Raw genomic sequence first — 22,098 nt, forward strand, 5'->3', positions numbered from 1 at the left:
ACCAATACTAACTGCAAGCACTGTGATTTGGCTCGGATACATGTTGACAATATTTATTACCTCGTGCATCTGTAACACAGTCAGAATTAGCAGCACTAGGACAGCCATTACCTGCACTTCCACCTCCAGACTCACCCTGCGCCTGTGCCATAACCGTAATGGCATCCAACGAAATATCGCCAACACCGCCACTTTGTAAAGCATTCATATTAAACACAGTTGCTACTGCGAAAAAACCTGTTGCTATTGCAAAGAATATCTTCTTTTTCATAATAACAAAGATTAATAATTTAAAGTTTGGCTGTTAACATAAACAGCCGTTGTTCAGAAAATTGTAATACAAAATGCATCACTGCCTGGCAGGTACATTTATCGAAACCACGAGTAACTAAGTTACTGTGTGCTCCTAATTCATTATCTTTACGTCATCATTTACCGAACTACTTCGGCATAATACAGACCTATTTTTTCATAAGCGTATTACCTCCTTTCTTTTTTGAGTTTGGAGGGAGTCGGAAGAGGAAGCGGGTGCGGGCTAGCACTGTGGGCTTCCTCTTCTTTTTCCCATAATTCAATACAGTTAGCTGACACCAACTATATATTGAAACCTTACAGTCATCTTTATATCATTTTCATTCTTCTGCATATTGAAAATTTCAATGGTTAATAAATTGAGCAACAATTTTTGCGTTTATCCATGGTACTAGCCAGACAAAGACCTTTGTGATAAACATTGATTATTCTTTAGAAAGACTATTATGGACAGCACCAATTTACTGATGGCTGCTATTATACAAGCACAGCATATAAATCCGTAGGAGCAAATAAAGTCGATTGGCTGTTTGGCTAAACACCAACCAACACATGCATTAATTAAAAAGAAGATAGATACAATTTGAGCGAAATTGGTATTTCGTGCTATTGGGGGAACCAAATATTGGAGGATTTGGCTATTTGCATTTATCAAATGCAGGATGCTTTCAAGGATGTGAAGTTTGCAATGACTTGCTTTGAAAATGGAGTGTAATAAAAGCACAACGGTTATCATCATCAACCGGTAATTGCACCGGTCGGAATTATTGCGCCATTTTTGGTCTGGGTTTAAGGCAATATACATAATCTACTTGGGTTATAGGAACTAACGTAAACCTAAACTTTTTACGGCAAAATCCATTTGTGGTTTTAGATATTTATGTTTTAATTTTAGATAATTTCACAAAAAGCACGCTCGGAAAAAGGGAGTGTTGATAGTTCTTTTAAAACACATTCTGCTATGGTAGAGTATAAATAATCAAAACTGGATTGTCCGTGTCATTTAATTCGTTAGCCGTTTCCCGATACATACCCAAAACGTCGTCAATATCATATTCGTTTAGATATCTCGTTATATTTTTTTTAAACAATTCTGCTGGCACTATAAAAACCAAATCGCTACCAACTCCATCATGAGCTATGTGCATGCTACTGTTCAAATATAACCCAATTTCAGGGTCATGAAATTTGGAGTATAAACTGGCTTGTCTCTCTTGCTTATCATAAATAACAAGTCTTGAGAATGGATAAGTAGAAAAAGTTAAATACTTGTCACTTTCCCGAAAGTTACTTATCCTATAAATCAAGTCTTGTTCAAAACTTAAACGCTGTATATCTCTTAGGTTACTACGTTTAATAAGATTCAATTTAATTGATTTGCTTCCCAAAAATATAGTATATTTCGGCGTGACATTATCCTCTGTTATACCATAAACATTACTATCAAACACTTTGGTAAAGTAAATATTATCGCTACGGATAATATCCGGATGAGGCGAATATACCATCCTCTCCCGAATGTAATCCTCTATAGGTAAAAACTCTTTGAATCCTCCATTTGCATAAATGCCAATAAAATTAGCATTCACTTCGGTTAAATACCTGATAAAATACATTGAATGATGTCCAATTGAAAAACTTCGATTAAATTCAGGCATCGCCTCATGTTTAATATATTGCCCATTTAAGTCATAATAGATTAAAATCTGTGGAATTGCGCAAAGAAGAACAAGTTGTTTTGATTGTGGATCAATCGAGATATCAGACAATTGGATATATTCACCGGGCCCTCTTCCTGTAGGTTTAATTTTTGATATAAGTGAACCCATTTCATCAAATATTAATACCGACTCCGTATCTAGGTCGAATATAAAATGTTTATCCTCAAATATTATAAGTCTATTGATATTTGAAAAAACTGATTCCTCTGTTGTTTCTAGTTTAATCAATTTACGATTTTGAAATAACTGAGTCGTTAACGATTCAGAAATGTCTTTATCCTGATTGTAATCTAATTCAATTATTTCATTAGGCTCCGACAATTTAGAATCAGTGCACCCAAAGAAACTAAATGTGAACAACGTAAAAACCACTAATCTGGTTGTACTTTTCATAGTTTTAGCATTTTATAGGGAACTCTTCGACAAATTCATTGTTAAGGTTATAGATTCTGAATTTAAACCCTCTGTTATCATAAATTTCTATCAACTCACCATTCTTGGAAACTGAAAAGCTGGAAATGTCAAAATATCCACCCGATCCATTATGTTTATTAGATATTTTGCCAAGATATTTTCCGTCAATGCTAAAAATCTTCATTTCATGAAGCGACCTGTCATGTATAAAAATTTTTTCTCCCTTGATTTCAATTTTCCCTATCTCCCCTAGTAAACTTTCTGTTGTTGTTTCTAGTTGAATAAGAGAAACATCTTCAAATATATCACTGAACTGGCCATCATAAAATGATTTTGGGTCAATTCGTAATGTAATAACATTTCTATCATCAAACTCCACAATGTGCTTACTTTAAGTATTACATGCCGTTAAGACGAAAATCAAACAGCAAACGCCTAATAAATTGTATTTCATCTGACTATAATTTAATTAATATATAAATCTCGCTAATAATCATACTCCTGCGTGTCGAAGCATTCGACATGGCTCGTTTCATGCTTCTATAATCTTATTCTAATAAACATCTTGGCTTGTCGATTATGAAGCAGTGATACCTATTTCTATTCATCCTTATAGCAATAGAAAAATAAAACTGGATTTGAATAGTCCTTCAGCTTTTCTGCAACCATTTGTTCTCGTGCATTAAGAAAATCTTTTACATCTAATCCATGTTTCTTATACGATTCCATCGTTTCCTTAATTCTATATGCGTGCTCATATGTTATTAAATAATCTGACCCAGCAAAAATTGGTTTGCCAGGTCCTCCAACTAAACGGCTTAAATCATTTACTACCAGATCTCCTGCAATACACTTTTGTAGTTCACTATGAAAAAACACAAATTGAACTCTTCTATTAAACGATATTTCATAAAGCACTTTTTTATTACTTATATAGGGAATGCCGGTAAATAACATGTAATTATTAGGAGTTTCGTAACTCATTTTAGACAACTTCTCTCCATTCTTTCTCAGCAACAATTCTGCAGGAAGAGGCGTATGCATTTCTAATAGGTAAGCTAACTTTATTACTCCGTTTTCTTCAACTTGATATACTGAATCACTATATGGTGGATGAAAATACACCTTATCCAGCCCAAGAGTCAGTCCGGAGTTGATCATAGTATTGTATTTATCTTTTTCTTTATACAAACTTTTATGTTGTATATTGAACATCGAGTCACACCAAATAAGTGAATAGCCTAAAATCTCATTAATGTGATCGTTATCATTATCATACATCTGGAAAATAAAGCTATTATTATCAAAGACATAAAAGGAATTAAACGTAAATGGAACTTTCTTTTCTTTAAGAAACTCTCCTCTATTTCCATAAAAAATAATTTTTTGTTGAAACTGGTCATATACAAGTATGGTATCCTTATATACGACACAATCTGTAGGTTCATAGTACTGTCCCGGACCTCTTCCATTACTTCCGATTACTCCTACAAAACCACCTCGTTTTGTAAATTGCTTGATAGACTTTGTCTTATACTTATCTATTACCAATATAGTAGTATCACAAGATACAAGTTTATCTATCCCTCCAATAAGTGAACTTTCTAAACTTTCCAAAGGAACTACCTCAATCATGGAAAATACGTCAGACAGCATCAACTTTGTATCATACTCTATGCAGTTTGTTGGCAATACAACACTCCCCTCTTCCTCAACTATTGCCAACTTTACATCAGTTGCAATTTCAGAATAGTCAAACCCATAAAAATCAACAGACCCTCCTACTTTTCCGATGCAGGAGTTCGATAGAACTGTTATGGCACACCAAAGCAAGATTATTACCTTTTTCATAAAACTTTATAATTAAATAGTTGCGGGCAAATGCCCGCGACCCAATTAAATAATCATAATATTAACACCCTACAGAAGGTAAACACAAACCAGTGCCGAATCCGCAGCCTTCGGCAGTATAGTGAGTGGTTTTCGTTCTTTCGATCTTAAGAATGAAATCAAATCCAATAACTACAGTTTTTGAACATTCAAAAGTTGTCCTCCTCCAATTAGAACCAACAGGGCCGATTTGCCCTGTTTAATTCTGCGCCTGCGCCATAACCGCAATGGCATCCAACGACACATTGCCCACACTATTCCCTTGTAAAAGATTTATATTAAACTTGGTTGCCACGACTAAGAGACCTGTTATTATTGCGAAAATTATTATATCTCAATCTAAATTTGTTTTTAGCGGAAATTTATTTAAGCCATCGCTCTTTGTGTCAAACGCCCATAAATTATTTGCTGTAACGCATATACTACTGTACCAACCATCCCCTAAATCGTAAAGGCGTATAACTTTCATTTTATCATCTATCTCTATTTCCAATACCTTATTAGAAGAAACATTTTCTTCGTCATTGCTTACAATTATCAAATACAACTTATTTGAATAAACATAAGCATCAGAAACAACTGAAAAGACACTATTAACTTCACTTTTTTGACGGTTAACAAACTCTAATCTTTTTTGAACAGGATAAATGTTCTCATAGCTTAATTGGGCTATTAATTCTCCATTCAGATTGTATTTCTCAATAACAGGTTTAACATGAGAGACAGCAATTAAGTATTTTTCATTCATTGCCAGAAGATGTCTTTCATTTCTAAACCGAGTATGATCTTCAGTTTGAAACCTGTCGAGTAATCCAAAATTTCTTGTTGATTTGTGGAGCAGGTTATACTCAACAATACTATTTTCATTTGTTACATAAGGAAAGTAAAATTTATTGTGTAGTAATACGAACCTACCTGTATTACGTAATCGGAAATCTGCTTCATATAGCGGTATTGTTTTTATGTAACCTTCAATATTATAAACTTCAATACATCTTTTGCCTTCATTAAGCGCATAAACGGTATCATTAGAAACATATATATGGGAGACCCCAACAAATTCCCCCGGCCCTCGCCCGTCTGATCCTAATGTGCAAATAAGATGACCCGTTTCATCCAAAACTAATATTTGGTTCATTCTATAATTAGACATATATAAATATTTGTCAAAAAATATTGAACGAATACCGGAGAAGAAGATTGAGTCTCCTGATTGACTGATACCATAGTCTTTCCTCAATTCAATATTCTCTAGGTCATCACTGTGTCTGTTGCACGAAAAAAGGATAAGACAAATACCAATAAGGAAATACATTTTTTTCATATCAAATTATGTTGAACTTATTAAATTACTGAATCAGGGGAGTTTCCTCCCCTAATTTTTAATCAAGCACAATATGATGTTTTTCCATCACAAGTTACATACCCATATCCGGCAACACAAGTGTCGGTTCCTGAGCAAGAAACCGAGCCACTTTCTTTTCCTTGAACACTATAGCAAGTTGCTGATGCGGAGCAAGTATATCCACCTCCACCACCACTTTCCCTCTGCGCCTGCGCCATAACCGCAATGGCATCCAACGAAATATCACCAACACTGCCACCTTGTAAGGCATTCATATTAAATACAGTTGCCACTGCAAAAAAAGCTGTTGCTATTGCAAAGAATATCTTCTTTTTCATAATAATAATGATAAATGATTTAAAGTTTGGCTGTTAACATAAACAGCCGTTGTTCAGAAAATTGTAATACAAAATGCATCACTGCCTGGCAGGTACATTTATCGAAACCACGAGTAACTAAGTTACTGTGTGCTCCTAATTCATTATCTTTACGCCGTCATTTGCCGAACTACTTCGGCATAATACAGACCTATTTTTTCACAAGCGTATTACCTCCTTTCTTTTTTGAGTTTGGAGGGAGTCGGAAGAGGAAGCATGGGCTGCGGAGCACAGGGGCTTCCTCTTCTTTTTCCCATAATTCAATACAGTTAGCTGACACCAACTATATATTGAAACCTTACAGTCATCTTTATTTCATTTTCATTCTTCTGCATATTGATAATTTCAATGGTTAATAAATTGGGCAACTTTTTTGCGTTTATCCATCGTACTATCCAGACAAACACCATTGTATAAGCATTGATTATTCTTAAGAAATACTATTAAGAACAGCACCAATTTGCTGATGGCTGCTGCTGCACAAGCACAGCATATAAATCCGTAGGAGCATATAAAACCAATTGGCTGTTTGGCGAAACACCAACCAACACATGCATTAATTAAAAAGAAGATAGATACAGTTTGAGCGAGACTGGTAGTTCGTGCTATTGAGAGAATCGAATTTTGGAGAATTTGGCTATTCGCATTTATCAAATGCAGGATGCTTTCACGGGTGTGAAGTCTGCAATGACTTGCTTTGAAAATGGCATGCAATAAGAACGCAGTATTTATCATCACCAACCGGTAATTGCACCGGTCGGAATTGTTGCGCCATTTTTGGTCTGGGTTTAAGGCAATATACATAATCTACTTGGGTTAAAGTAACTAACGTAATACTAAACTTTTTACGGCAAATTCCATTTGTGATTTTAGATATTTAAGTTTTAATTTTAGATAATTTTGCAAACAAATAAATGCAACCACGCTATTTCATACAAAGGGCTATAACAAACGATTCAGGATGTAAGCTAAATGTTAAATCAACAGGATTAGCAAATTCACTTAAACACTGAAAATAAGCAATACAATACATTCAGCTGTTCAGAAATATGGGAGTAGTTACATTGCAAATCATAGCTCAAAAATTCAACCAAATAACTGTTAAATGCTAAGAAAATGCCAGAAGAGAATATTATTGCTATAATACCCTTATGTGAACCAGGAAAGATTACGATAACTGAAATTGACGCTAAAATAGCACTCGCTAAATATTTATATCTCCCTCAAAAGGACGTTCTCAGGTATTTTTGAGTGTTGCTCTTCAAACTTTTCGAGGATTTGCTTAAGTTTAATGTAATCCTTGGTCTCTTCAAAATGGAAGTCGGAGGTACCGTGACTATCGAGCCGTTCGATGATGCAATTAACAGTCATTTTATCAATGTCGAAAGCTGGGCCATAGGCAATTTCCCGATCGCTGTTCATAGGTATAATTTCAACTAATACGCCAGCTTCTTCCAACTTTCTGAGAATCTCAGAAACAAGCCTTATTGGCAGCTTTAAGGTCACTGAAAGCTCGCTCATGGTAGGTGCAGGCTTTTCGTCTTTAAACATATCTACAATACGTTTTACCACTAATAAACTTACCAATCTGCGATAATAATTACTCATCTGTTTTGTGTCTGCCTCAAATTCAAAACTCACATCATTTTGGTGGGCATAGGAGAGTTCAGCGCCAAGTAACACAATAAGCCATGAGGAGTGAAGCCAAATAAGAAACAATGGAAGTGCAGCAAAACTCCCATAAATTGCATTGTACTTCGACATTCCTATTTGGAAATAGATATATCCGAATTGAAGTGCAAGAAAGAGTGTACCTGCAATAGCTCCCCCAAAAATAGCCGAGGCGGGTTTTACCTTGGTATTCGGCATAATCATAAACATAAGGGAAAAAACTGCCCAAATAAGTATATATGGCGATGCCCAAGTGATGATTGGCGTGGCAATAGCTCCTAAATGAAGAATTTCTACACTGTTAGTGATAAAAACCAAAATACTGGATGACAACATGAGAAAAACAGTAGCCACAATTACAAATGAGATGTAATCACTGAATTTTCGAACGAGTGACCGTGAGCTGGTTACATCCCATACATCATTAAATGAGGCTTCTATATTGCCTAGAATTTTCATCACACTCCACAGGAGAATAACAACCCCAACCCCGGCAATCATTCCACCTTTGGTATTTTCCAGATAACTGATGGCAAACTCTTGTATCCATTGCACCACTTCGTCGTGACCAACAATACGTCGTTGAATTTCAGCCTCAAGCGTTTCCATAAAGCCAAAACCCTTGGCAATAGCAAATGCAAGCGCCACAACCGGCACAACAGACAAAAGCGAATAATAAGTTAAAGCAGAGGCCTTTACAAGGCAATCATCAGCTACAAAACGACGTATGGCAAGAATGAAAACACGAAAAGTGCGTAAAATCCAAAACTGCCTTCGCGAAGTATTATCTCTGCGAATACGCCAGATATCCTCCATCACAAATTTATGTGCAGCTTTGATTTTTTTTTGTATCACGAGACTCTTGTTTTATGAAAAAATAATAGGCAGCAAGCCTGTAAGCCGGATCCTGTTCCGCATAAAGCGGTGCCTGTCATTAATCTTAAATGTTGGTCACCCAACACTTTTAGCGACCTACCCTTCCCGGTTGTAAACATCAGAGCGAGCAACCCTGTACCAAAAGGAACCGGGATATACATGGTCTTGCAACCCGTGTGGCGTACGGCTGCTACAGTTACCTGCAGCACCGGTGAGCTCTTACCTCACCTTTTCACCCTTACCTACCAAAGGCAGGCGGTTATTTTCTGTTACGCTTAAATACCCTCACGAATATCTTCCCGTTAGGAAGCACGGTGCTCTTTGTTGTCCGGACTTTCCTCCCCCGGGGTTACCGGGAGCGACAGACCGGCCTGCTGCAAATTATTTATCTACAAATGTAGTTTTATTCTATCTTATATGGCAAATATTGACTCAATGGCACGAGAAATGCATCAGGATAGCCGGACTGTTTAACCCTGCTCAGCTCATTCAAGGCAGCTTCTCCCTGAAATGAACCTACGCAATAACGGTAAATCCGATCCTTCATAAAATACTCCTGAACATTATCAAAACCCTCAAAATGGGATACATACACCGGAAACCTAAAAGCTGCCAACTGAATGGTATAACTTACTCCGGGAACCGGAACAAAATCTCCGGCAGGTTTACTATAATCATTTGTACGTAACGTAATTTTTCTGGTATTTAAAACAAATGCATCGGCATAACCCATTTGTCTGATTCGATCTAATTCGTGTGCTGCCTCACCGAAAGTAGTATATTCGCCCACAGTGTATCGTACAAAACCATCTGTACAGGCAAATTCCCTGATGGTATCCACATTTTTAAAAAAATCAGGATTGCCGGGAGGGAGTTGCAATGCTACTATCTGTATGGTATAATACGGTGCTTTAATTTCATTCACAGTAATTATTTTCCTGGCAGTACGCAAATGCGCCAGTTTATCCCCGAAAACGGAAATGTTTGCCAATAACAAAATTGCTAATATCAGGATTCGGCTCAGCTTCATCACTCAGAGATTAATTAATTTTATAACCCTACTCTATATCCGGATTTTCATCCTAAAATTAATATCAAAAAAACAAATTACGAATTATCTTAAAAATCGCCAAACAACAACTTCTACTCGACGGTTAGTTAGATGCTCCTGGTCGGTACACAACTTGCCACGGCGACAATTATTTACAATATACCTTTCACCATATCCACGAGGGATCAGATTATCCGGAGATACGCCTTTTGAAGTAAGATAAGCTTCGGCCTTCTCAGCAATTGACTGTGAAGTATTCAGGTTGGCGAATCTGTCGCCTCGGGCGTCGGTATGTCCATTCAGTTTAATAACCACATGTCTGTTATTGAGCAAATACGCCGCTACGCGATCTAGAATTCGGTAACCATCCGCTGTAATCTCATTTCCTACATAAGGTATAACTAAACCACTAATTTCATTTAAATCTGCTTCCTTAAAGATAGGCGTCATTGAGATACCGGCTTTTCCTATTTCGTCGAGATCCATGATGCCCGCAGTCACATTCTTGGGGTTAAATTCGTTCTTACTAAACACAACTTCGAATTCTTGCCCTTCGCGGCGGTATCTGTCCGGTATGTCCACAGAGAAGCGACCGTTTGCACTGGTGGTTGATCGTCCTATTTCGGCACCGGTGAAAGCATCTTTGAGTGTCACGGTAGCACCTTCAAGGTTTCCACCATTAAATGAACTTGTAACTATACCAGCAAAAGATGAAGGGAAAATACTTAAATCCACACGTGGCTCTTCAATCACTGGTTGAGGTCTGACAGGTTCAGGCGTTACAGGTTCCTGTCTCACTGGTTCAGGCACACCGGCGATTGGAATTACTGGCTCAGGCGCCGTCTCCTCTTCGTCGTCATCAAACCTCCAGATAACAGTAAAAATATCATCCACACTACCATCACCTCTCCTACCTGTAGAAATAAAGCCTCGTGATGGGTCGTTGGGGTCGATTACATATCCAAAATCATCCTTTGTGGAGTTGAATGGAAACATCATATTTTCAACGTTGCGCCATTCGCCATTTACATTTCGTGCTTTAAACAAATCGAGTCCGCCAAATCCAACGTGACCATCACTACTGAAATAGAGCACATTGTCCTTACTTACAAATGGGAATACCTCATTACCATAAGTATTTACATTAGGACCTAAATTACGCGCCGGGCCATAAGAGCGGTTTGGACGTCGTTCAACAACCCAAATATCCTGACCACCATATCCTCCGGCACGATCAGAAACGAAATAAAGAAACCGATCATCAGGAGAAACAGCAGGGTGTGCTGTATTGAAAGTATTGCTGTTGATGCTTATTTCAAGCTCATTAACCCAATCTTTACCATCAAAAACCACAGAGTAAACTTTGAGCACACTTCCACCTCTAACCCTAACAGAGCGGGTGTAATACATCGTTTTGTAATCAGAGGTAAACGAAATAGCACCTACGTGATAAGGAAACACCAAATTCTCGGAGAATATTCGGGTATTTTTAATCTCGCCATCTACAAGGTCAGAATAATAAAGGTTCATAAATACACGTCCCTGTCGGTCACGACGCGCATTTTCAGCATCGGATGAGGCAGATGAATAAACCACACCTCTATCGTAATACTGGATACCGAAAGACTGACCAAAAGTTAAAACCGTTGATGGGTTAACAGTTACGTTTGGATTATAAGCTTGATTGCGTTCTGCCCATTCACACGATCTGATGAGCTCATCAATCTGACCTTGAATTCTTGGGTTTTGGGGTCGAGCCTTTCGATATAAATCGATGGCCATAGAGTAGAAACCGATTTTGTGATAGGTAGATGCATAAACGAACAGATCATATCCGCTTAGATGATCCTCCAGGTTGAGAAAGACATCAAAGGCCTGATCGATGTTATTTAGGTGATAATAACAGTGACCAACTTTAATCTGATGTTCGATATCCAATTCATTTCCATTGGCCTGAATTTGACGGTAAACCTGTAAGGCTTCATAGAACTCTTCTCTGTCATATAGCGCATTGGCACGACGAAGCAAGGCTCCCTGTCCATAAGCGGCAACGGAACTCATCAGAAAAAGTAGAACCAAGATAGAGTTTAGGGCTCGTTTCATGTGTCTCGATTTTATAGTCAAAAGTTACATTTAAGTAGTGAAAACCCTATGATAAGGCTTACTAATACAATGCAACAATATGTTTAATTCAAAAAAAAAAACATCTGTTTTCCAAAGATACACTTTCATACCTTTAAACCTAGGCGTTAAGGTTATTTCTTACAAACATGTGATAACAATTATTAACCAAAATCACATCGTTACATTCACCAAATATGTTTTAAAAACCATTGCGTAATATGAAATGGTTTAAAAGTATCTAATGGATCGCATACCAGGCCGTTTGTTAAAAGAGAAGTCGAACTGAAGGCTGACTTCATGTGAACCGGCTTTGGCATAATTGTTTATGGGCGAAAAGGGGTAATCAAATGCATAACGCACAGTAAACTGGCGATTGATAATGTATTCAAAAAGGAAGACCATCTCAGAAATTGTACGATATGAGAGACCAACCCAAAACTGTTCAGCAAACAATACATTTGCAGAGACATCAAACTGCAATGGAGCTCCATAAACCTCCTTCATTAAAATTGTTGGCTTTACTTTCACCGGATACCAGTCAAAAATATACCCTCCATACAAATACATGTGGATATTCTTGAAATCGATGGTATTCTTGAACCCGGAGCTGTTCTGATCAAATTGATCTGAAAAGAATTTTGGTATCGAGAATCCAATAAAATAGTCGTCCGTATAGTAGTAAGAACCAAATCCAAAGTTAAAATTAAGCTTACTCTCCTTCCCTGCCCAAACGGGATCGTTCATATCCCCTACTATTGCTTTTGTGCCATCATATACCAAAGAGCTAAGACCAAACTGAAGACCAAACGACATAAATTTCGCATCACGGTCTAACTGGATTTTATAAGAAGCGGCACCAAACAGATCGAAGGTATTTGTGAAGCCAATTCGGTCATTCACGAGGGCTAGACCAACACCTACGTTTGTATCTTCAATGGGGCCATGCACATTAAGCGCTTGATTCATAGGTGCACCATCCAACCCAATCCATTGACTGCGATGAATCATAAGACCGCTGATGATGTCCCGCGTTCCATTATAGGCAGGGTTTAACAAACCCTGGTTGGCTATATAGTGGTTAAACTGGTACTGATTTTGGGCATCAATCCGAACCAATGTTACCATTAGGAGCGCAACAATTAATATGAAATATTTTTTAACCATACCTGAGGGTCTTAATTGCTTAAGTTTTCTAAATTAACATGTTAGCAATTGGGTTCTTCAAAAACATTTACACTTACTAAAAATATCTACACAGCAGCAGCTTAACTACCGCCGAAGTTCTACATAACCACTGTAACGTTTCGTTACCAGTTTTCCTTCCACATTCTTCTTCACTTCAAAAATGTAGAAATATACACCATTGGGTAACTCCTTTCCAATGGATACCATTGCTCCCACATTTGAGGTTCCATCCCAGTCATTGTTATATCTGCGACCTTCGCTACGGTAAACAATGGTACCCCAACGGTTAAATATTTCGAGTGAAGATTCTTCAGTTGCACCCAATCCGGTAATTTCAAACCGGTCGTTTATTCCATCACCGTTTGGCGAAAATGCATTGGGCAACAGGAACGACTGGCTACCGCCGATGTCTTTGTTACCAACCATAATCATCACTTTGGCCCAGTTAGATTCTCTGGATGTAGCTTCGGTATTGATAACACGGTACATCAAAGAATCCTGACCATAGAATGTAGGTAGCTTTTGGTAGGTTAACAAGCCTGTTAGAGGATCAATCATAGCTTCTCCGGATGTATTTAGGGTGCTAATCTGGAACTCCAGATTTTCGCCTAAAATATCCATAGATGGCAGGAATGAAAGTCTGGTATCATTTTCACTTAGATTGATGAAACCAATTAAATCGCCTGGTCGCAAATAGAGGGTGTCAGGCACAGCAACCAGATTTGTCTGGTACATAGTGGCAAAGCCATCCATTACTTTCCAGCATCCACCTTCGCCAACTCCAAGCACGTGATAATGACCTGGTTCAGAAACAGAACCGAAGTTCAAAACACTACCCGTACCAAATTGAGCCACCTTGTCATATACAATCTCACCATTTTGGAGCAAATAATACCAAACAGCGACTTCTGAACCAGTTAATTCAATAACAGAAGCACCAATGGCACCGTCGCCCCGTACTTTGTGGAATCCATCAGGCGTTTTGTTTTCAGTGATGGTGAAAGTCAATGTTAGACTTACATCACAGCTACTTCCTGAATCCACACGAATTTCATAGTTCTCATCTCCATTTCCACTGTTGCGCATATTGGCAAATACAACGTCGGTTCCGGTACTTCTCAGAATTTGAATGGTACCACGAGATTCGCTATAAAGTTCATAATATACGCCTGAAACAGTATTTTCAACAACGATATTCACCCCTTCGTCCTCGGAACAATAGTCGAGTTCGTAGATATTATCTTTCAAATTAATTGCACTTAAACCAGAGTGCAGATTTACCGATATAGCTGAAGATATGTTATTCTGACAATCATTTTCAAAATTTTGAATTTCAGCTTTCACATGATATGTACCTGAATGCGTCACAAGCCACTCCAGTCTATTCAAAGTTTCATTAAGCTCACCTGCAACATCTGTTAATGCTTCACCATTGCGATAAAGAATGTAATCCACATTTGCAATGGGATTGAACACATATACCACATCAAACGATAGGCAATCACCACCCACGTTGGAAAGTTGTAATCCGGGATGCGCTTCGGGCAACAGACTAACAGAGAATTCAAATGGCAGACTGCTACAACCGGAAACAATGGAAGTTGCCACAATCTGATAATCACCATCAGTTAATTGCACAGGAAACTCAATGTTAGAACCGTCACCTTCGATGGTGGCAATGCGTGTTCCGTTGCGCAACAAGCGATAGATAATGTTATTCTGAGCATTTTGTATAGACACAGAAGTATTGCAATATCTTAATTCATCCTGAGCCAATACAATAGTACCAGTATGATCTGTCACCGTGAATGAAGCTGGTGCCGGCTTTAGCTGCACAAAAAACATTTCGCTGACACGCGGACAAATAAACAAGCTATTATTGATTCCACGAATTTGTATCAGCTCACCATTTAACCATGGATGATCAAGGAAAAACTCATTGTCCCAACGAAATGTCGTTTCATTTGGCATTACATCTGAACGCGATTCATCAAATCTTACCCAATCAGTGCCATCAAAAGTATATATGTAATAATCCACACCACTCTGAACACCATCAATTTGAATAAAAGCATCTGAACCGCACACATCATCCTCGCTATAGCTCACAGTGAAAGCCGCAGGTGCATCATTCACATTTAAATTGACAAAGCCTGAAATATCAACACGACACTCTCCATTACGAGACGCAGCTACAGTATAATCACCGTTCAAGTTGATACCTGTAAACGTAAGCGAGGTGCCAACAGCTGTGAGCCATTGAATTTCTATACCCTCGTGATACAAATGATAATCAACTCCAGGCTCAGTACTTTCCAGTGTAATTACTGTGTTATCATCCGGACAGATATCCGAATCGGCAATAGTAATGGTTACATTGGTATCGGGTTCATTCAATCTTTCTACTGTTACCAAACCATTCATACTGGAAGTACACCCGGTAATAATGTTTCGGGCATACACAGTATAATCACCTTCTGTAAATTGACCATTAAACAGAATTGGGAATCCATTTCCAATTTGAATATCTCTGAGCACTTTAATATCATCTTCATGATACATCAATCGGTACTCCACATTATTTTCAGAACCGTCAAGACCAATCTCAGCACCTAAAGTAACATCACAATAATTACCCGAACCAGTTAACCTGAATGCTACAGGAAGTGGGTAATATCTAAATACTATCTTACCATGCATAGGGATGTCGGTACAGTCAACATTGCTTGCTAGCACAATGTAATCACCTTCCTGCATAAGTTCATCAAATATGACTGCATCTCCATCATTCGCTACAACTATAGATTGCACAGGGTTACCGTAGTTAACAATGTCTCCGGCTGCATTCACACGATACAATTGATATGTCACATCAGCTTGTGAATTGGAAAGAGAGATTACTATTCCGCCAATATCACCCTGACAGAAATTACCATCGCCTAAGATGGCATACTTACGTATTACATTTGGCACGTTCACAGTGAAGGCCTCATCGAGAAAGTCGCCACAACCATCTAACTCTGCATAAACTCGATAAACGCCATTGTTATCTATAATTCCTTCGGGGAATGTTAAATCAGTACCGTCACCTGTAATAGTAATTCCTGTTGAACCCTGAGTTCCCGATGAGGCATCGGTCCACCAAATGGTGTAAACCACGCCTGGCTCTGAAGCAAGCAGAATTATACCTGCACCATTCTCACAATCCGCTCCGGCTAAATCAACAACCACATTTTTTGTAAGGTCAGGAAGTGGTTTTTCAGTAACCTGTCCGTAGGGCATAGTAACAGAACATGCCACATTACTGTGTGTTTTAGTAGCAACCACAGAATAGTTTCCTTCCTGATTTACAGAGAATACATGATGTCCGCCGTTGCCAGTAAAGTTGGCACCATAAGGAGTACCATCAATGTACAATTCATACAATACCCCAACTTCTGATTCGGGAAGCAGTATAGATGCAAAACCACCACCTTCGCAAAAACCATCATCACCTGTTAACACATAGGTCATAGGTAACTCTTCCGCAGTCAGGTTAATGGTACCAATGACCACTTCGCAATCCAGATTTATAAATGTACCTTTCACTGTATATAAACCGGCTTGATTATATGTGCCAGGGAATAGTAATGGTAAGGCAAGATCCGTAATACTACCTGAGGTTACAGATATAAGATCCGTACCTTCATACGAAAGCGTGTAACGCACATTGGCTTCCTGTCCGGCCAACCAAATCTCAACACCACCCTCATTCGGGCAGAATGAACCATCGTTGTCGGCTTCTACAGATATTGCCACTGGGGGGTTTACACTCTGAAGGTGAATGATATTGTTCATTGGATAGAGACAACCACCGGTAGCAGCTACCATCACGTTGTAATAGCCTTCTACGTTAAAAGTTCCAAACTCCAGTTGTCCGCCATCACCAATTTCGACTACAGAAGGGGTGAGTGGTTCACCATTGCGATACAATTCATATCCGGCAAAATTATCTGAACCATCGAGATACAAAGTAACACCCACACTACCGTCGCAGAAACGACCATCAGCTGGATCTGAGAAGAGGTTGTATATCGTTGAATTTGGAGTGGCATTAATTCGTGTTGAGCCATTCATGATGCTGGAGCAACCAGTAAGCGGATTAACAGCCAAAACAGAATATTCGCCGGCGATGCTACGTGTACCGAAACTTATAGAACTTCCAGTGCCTGGTGTAGGTCCAACCAAAACATTGCCATTGAGTCGGAGATAATAATTGATGCCTACGGTAGAATTGCTCAAAATCAATTCAGGTGAAGGACAAGTAAAAAATTCACCATCTGTGAAATCAAAAACTTCCGGAGCCGGCAGCATCTGAACATTAGCTGTTCCTATCATCCATGCTTCTGAAATACCTGGTGTACGAACAGCTTTGGCCTGGTATGTACCACTTGTTACATTGTTCCAAACAATAAAGCCACCATCTAAAACACCTGTGGCAATAGGTGTAGTTAAATCACTTGTACTAAACAGAAGATATGTCACATCGGTTTCATATCCGGTTAGGTACAGTTGTACACCGGGCTCACCTTCGCAATAGAAAGATTCTTCCGGACGAAGCTCATACTGAAGCGGAATAGGATCAACAGAAACTACACGTTCAATAGTGGCAGTACAGTTGAAAACATTACGCGCAATCACACCCATCCGATCGCCATCATTTAACCCTGAGTAATCATAAACATTATTGGTAGCCCAGTCATCCCAACCGCCAGCAACCGGATTTCCATTAAGCAGAAATATATATTCCACACCCCCACCGGCTGTTGCAATAAGAGTGCTTTCATTGCTAATATGTGGAGGTTCAACATTAAATGTTAGCGTTACAACAGGATTTGGATTTACTGTAACAGCGATGGATGCAGAGGTTCCAAGACAAGAATTATTGTCACGAGCCACAACAAATACCTGATCACCATCCTGAAGTGTGGAGGTAGAATAAGTATCAAGTGCACTTTCGGCCTGAACAAGAGAAGTGACTCCTCCCCTGATGATATAGAAAGCAAAACTGTCTCCACCCGTGCCCTGGAATGTAACCAAGGTACCATCACAAATCACATCGTTACCTTCGATTATGTCAATCTGAACAACAGGCAGATCATATACTGTTAATGTAAGTGTTGAGCTGATGTCTTCACAACCAAACGCATCAATAACACGTACATACACCTCGTCTCCATCTACAGGATTGTTAACTACAAACTGCGCGTTTGCTGATACACCCTGTGAAACATTGTTATAGAAAAATTCATACGAAGTACCTCCGGTTGCGGTAAACTCAACCTCGTCGTTAACACATATACTATTAATATTTTTAGATACATCGGTTGTAACAACAGAGGAGATACCTGCAACAGGCTTACTGATAACCACATTAACCGATGGTGTTTGCATGCTACATTCAAATTCACTATATCCAATTACAGATACAGAGAAGTTATCTGCCGATGCGTATGTAAACGTATTAACCGCAGAGCGTGTTCCTACAGGAACGCCATTTACAATAAACTGATATTCATCGGCACCAGAAGCAACAAACTCCACATCCTCATTGATACATACGGTTGCCTGCGTAGCATCAACCAATAGCAAGACAACGGATGGAATTGGATTTACTTCAAAACTAACAGCATCAGAGATTCCCTGGCAACTTCCATCACCAACCGTCACAGTAGCTGTATAAGCATCTGCCACAAGCGTGCTTAACTGCAACACATTATTAGCACCATTGTTATAAATGATACCATTAATTGTGAATATATAGGTGGCATAACCGGCAGGCAAAGCAGTAAACGTATAGATTTGACCTACGCAAGGTGTATCATAAGTTACATTCAGAACTGGTTCCGGAATGGGAAGAACAGTGAAATTGAGATTGGTCTCTCCAACACAACCTGTTGCCACTGAACCAACTACACGAAGACTATAACTACCTGCAGGAAGATTCAATGTAATTGAGGCATCTGTTGAAGGTCCTTGTACAGGAACAGCAGAACCATCTAAATAGAAGGCATAATCATCTGCACCTGTGGCAGTAAATGACACATCAGTGTCAGCACAAATAGATGCGGAAGGATCTGCCAATTGTAAAGTTAAAACCGGATTGGCATTTACAGTAATGGGTAAAGTTTCGATGCTGCTCCAGCAGCCCTTCTCGTCACGCACCTGTACCCCATAAGTTCCACTATTGGCTAGTGTGGCACTGGCAATTTCGTAAAAGGCGTTGGGCCCTTCATAAACCGGTGTCACCAGATTGTCAAAATACCATCGGTAAACATAATTACTGCCAAATCCTGTGGCTGTAGCATCCAAACGAATGGTGCTGCCTACGCATAAAGGAGTGGAAGAGTTGTTAACCAGATTATCTATTGTAGGTAAAGGATTTACATCCACACTCACCGATGAACTTATGCTATTATTGACGCAACCATTGCCATCGGTAATAGACACGATGCTATAAGTAGTATTTGCCAATGGACTCACTACAAACGAATATGGTGAGGTTGCGATTGGTGGTAGTGTGACATCGCCGCCTGGGTTGGTATTGTAAACTACAGTCCAGTTGGCACTTCCGGTTAATCCACGAATTTCCAATGTTGCTGACTCTCCAATACACACTTCGGCATCGGAGGCAGTGGCATGGTGAATGGTACCAAGTGGCAGAGCATTTACAGTGAATGTCATCGATGTCTCGGCAGAGCAGCCAATTCCATCATACACTACTACACGTACAGTGTGAATGCCTGCACCAAACACATGCGAAAAATTCGGAGAAGAATCATCCTGTAACTCAACGTTATCTACAAAGAATACATATCTGTTGCCACCACCTGCTACAAACGAAACCGATGAACCGGCGCAAAGCAACTGCGCACCATCAAAGGCAAGTGTAGGAATGGGATTGGCATTTACAGTAATGGGTAAAGTCTCGATGCTGCTCCAGCAGCCCTTCTCGTCACGCACCTGTACCCCATAAGTTCCACTATTGGCTAGTGTGGCACTGGCAATTTCGTAAAAGGCGTTGGGCCCTTCATAAACCGGTGTCACCAGATTGTCAAAATACCATCGGTAAACATAATTACTGCCAAATCCTGTGGCTGTAGCATCCAAACGAATGGTGCTGCCTACGCATAAAGGAGTGGAAGAGTTGTTAACCAGATTATCTATTGTAGGTAAAGGATTTACATCCACACTCACCGATGAACTTATGCTATTATTGACGCAACCATTGCCATCGGTAATAGACACGATGCTATAAGTAGTATTTGCCAATGGACTCACTACAAACGAATAAGGTGAGGTTGCGATTGGTGGTAGTGTGACATAGCCGCCTGGGTTGGTATTGTAAACTACAGTCCAGTTGGCACTTCCGGTTAATCCACGAATTTCCAATGTTGCTGACTCTCCAATACACACTTCGGCATCGGAGGCAGTGGCATGGTGAATGGTACCAAGTGGCAGAGCATTTACAGTGAATGTCATCGATGTCTCGGCAGAGCAACCAATTCCATCAAACACTACTACACGTACAGTGTGAGTGCCTGCTCCAAACACATGCGAAAAATTTGGAGAGGAATCATCCTGCAACTCAACGTTATCTACAAAGAATACATATCTGTCGCCACCACCTGCTACAAACGAAACCGATGAACCGGCGCATAACAACTGCGCACCATCAAAGGCAAGTGTAGGAATGGGATTGGCATTTACAGTGATGGGTAAAGTCTCGATGCTGCTCCAGCAGCCCTTCTCGTCACGCACCTGTACACCATAAGTACCACTGTTGGCAAGCGTGACATTGGCGATTTCATAAAATGCGTTGGGACCTTCATAAACCGGTGTCACCAGATTGTCAAAATACCATCGGTAAACATAATTACTGCCAAATCCTGTGGCTGTAGCATCCAAACGAATGGTGCTGCCTACGCATAAAGGAGTGGAAGAGTTGTTAACCAGGTTATCTATTGTAGGTAAAGGATTTACATCCACACTCACCGATGAACTTATGCTATTATTGACGCAGCCATTGCCATCGGTAATAGACACGATGCTATAAGTAGTATTTGCCAATGGACTCACTACAAACGAATAAGGTGAGGTTGCGATTGGTGGTAGTGTGACATAGCCGCCTGGGTTGGTATTGTAAACTACAGTCCAGTTGGCACTTCCGGTTAATCCACGAATTTCCAATGTTGCCGACTCTCCAATACACACTTCGGCATCGGAGGCAGTGGCATGGTGAATGGTACCAAGTGGCAGAGCATTTACAGTGAATGTCATCGATGTCTCGGCAGAGCAACCAATTCCATCATACACTACTACACGTACAGTGTGAGTGCCTGCTCCAAATACATGCGAAAAATTCGGAGAGGAATCATCCTGCAACTCAACGTTATCTACAAAGAAAACATATCTGTCGCCACCACCTGCTACAAACGAAACCGATGAACCGGCGCATAACAATTGCGCACCATCAAAGGCAAGTGTAGGAATGGGATTGGCATTTACAGTAATGGGTAAAGTCTCGATGCTGCTCCAGCAACCCTTCTCGTCACGCACCTGTACCCCATAAGTACCACTATTGGCTAGTGTGGCACTGGCAATTTCGTAAAAGGCGTTGGGCCCTTCATAAACCGGTGTCACCAGATTATTGAAATACCATCGGTAAACATAATTACTGCCAAATCCTGTGGCTGTAGCATCCAAACGAATGGTGCTGCCTACGCATAAAGGAGTGGAAGAGTTGTTAACCAGGTTATCGATTGTAGGTAAAGGATTTACCGTTAACGTAAGAGGGATATTTAAAACACTTTGACACCCATTTCCATCAGTTACAGAAACCAAGGTATAGGTTGTAGTAGTTAAAGGTGAAACAGTTATACTAGAACTATTGACACCTGTAACAGAGACAGGAGGTAAATCTCCGGAACCATCATTATAAATGAAACTCCATGAAGGAGATATAGATCCGGTTGTTAGGGTAACAAGTAAATTCTTATCTTCATTGATACATACCTCAGCAGGTAAAGTGGTTGTGAAAGTAGCTGCTGGTGAATCATAAACAGGAATTATAATCTCTGTTTCATCAGTACA

The 22,098-nt window shown here is 39.6% G+C and carries 11 protein-coding genes and 1 other RNA gene; all 12 read right to left on the reverse strand.

All coding sequences use genetic code 11. The features are described 5' to 3' along the window. Positions 1–7 precede the first annotated feature (7 nt). The 12 genes from ALKIM_RS0100475 to ALKIM_RS0100530 all read right to left on the reverse strand — a co-directional run bounded on the left by ALKIM_RS0100475 (position 8) and on the right by ALKIM_RS0100530 (position 21,849). Entirely contained in the window at positions 8–271 is a 264-nt protein-coding gene (locus ALKIM_RS0100475; RefSeq protein WP_026472951.1) for a hypothetical protein, read from the reverse strand. Between the two features lie 1,000 nt (positions 272–1,271). Next, complete coding sequence (locus ALKIM_RS0100480) at positions 1,272–2,426, reverse strand: 6-bladed beta-propeller (RefSeq protein ID WP_026472952.1); 1,155 nt, start codon at positions 2,424–2,426, stop codon at positions 1,272–1,274. 4 nt (positions 2,427–2,430) lie between these two features. After that, a complete protein-coding gene (locus tag ALKIM_RS0100485) occupies positions 2,431–2,826 on the reverse strand; it encodes a 6-bladed beta-propeller (protein WP_026472953.1) in 396 nt (131 codons plus the stop codon). 221 nt (positions 2,827–3,047) lie between these two features. Further along, the gene (locus ALKIM_RS0100490) at positions 3,048–4,298 is read right to left on the reverse strand and encodes a 6-bladed beta-propeller (RefSeq protein WP_026472954.1); all 1,251 of its coding nucleotides are present in this window, start codon (positions 4,296–4,298) and stop codon (positions 3,048–3,050) included. A gap of 373 nt (positions 4,299–4,671) precedes the next feature. Continuing rightward, the gene (locus tag ALKIM_RS0100495; protein WP_026472955.1) at positions 4,672–5,661 is read right to left on the reverse strand and encodes a 6-bladed beta-propeller; all 990 of its coding nucleotides are present in this window, start codon (positions 5,659–5,661) and stop codon (positions 4,672–4,674) included. A 62-nt stretch (positions 5,662–5,723) separates the two neighbouring features. After that, on the reverse strand, positions 5,724–6,020 hold the full coding sequence (locus ALKIM_RS0100500) for a hypothetical protein (protein WP_026472956.1): 297 nt from the start codon (positions 6,018–6,020) through the stop codon (positions 5,724–5,726). A 1,251-nt stretch (positions 6,021–7,271) separates the two neighbouring features. Then, positions 7,272–8,585 carry a YihY/virulence factor BrkB family protein gene (locus ALKIM_RS0100510; RefSeq protein WP_235714346.1) on the reverse strand — a complete coding sequence of 438 codons (1,314 nt, stop codon included), beginning with the start codon at positions 8,583–8,585 and terminating at the stop codon, positions 7,272–7,274. A gap of 25 nt (positions 8,586–8,610) precedes the next feature. Beyond that, positions 8,611–8,984: RNase P RNA component class A (rnpB, locus tag ALKIM_RS19465), an RNA gene on the reverse strand. 25 nt (positions 8,985–9,009) lie between these two features. Continuing rightward, positions 9,010–9,636: an SPOR domain-containing protein gene (locus tag ALKIM_RS0100515; RefSeq protein ID WP_235714347.1), complete on the reverse strand. Its 627-nt coding sequence runs from the start codon at positions 9,634–9,636 to the stop codon at positions 9,010–9,012. Positions 9,637–9,720: 84 nt separating this feature from the next. Beyond that, positions 9,721–11,760 (reverse strand): OmpA family protein, encoded by a 2,040-nt coding sequence (locus tag ALKIM_RS0100520; RefSeq protein ID WP_026472959.1) that lies wholly within the window; start codon positions 11,758–11,760, stop codon positions 9,721–9,723. 249 nt (positions 11,761–12,009) lie between these two features. Continuing rightward, positions 12,010–12,945 carry a PorP/SprF family type IX secretion system membrane protein gene (locus tag ALKIM_RS0100525; protein WP_026472960.1) on the reverse strand — a complete coding sequence of 312 codons (936 nt, stop codon included), beginning with the start codon at positions 12,943–12,945 and terminating at the stop codon, positions 12,010–12,012. A gap of 105 nt (positions 12,946–13,050) precedes the next feature. Then, complete coding sequence (locus ALKIM_RS0100530; RefSeq protein WP_157363672.1) at positions 13,051–21,849, reverse strand: T9SS type B sorting domain-containing protein; 8,799 nt, start codon at positions 21,847–21,849, stop codon at positions 13,051–13,053. Positions 21,850–22,098: the final 249 nt, after the last annotated feature.

The sequence above is a fragment of the Alkaliflexus imshenetskii DSM 15055 genome (assembly GCF_000517065.1).
GTDB lineage: Bacteria > Bacteroidota > Bacteroidia > Bacteroidales > Marinilabiliaceae > Alkaliflexus > Alkaliflexus imshenetskii.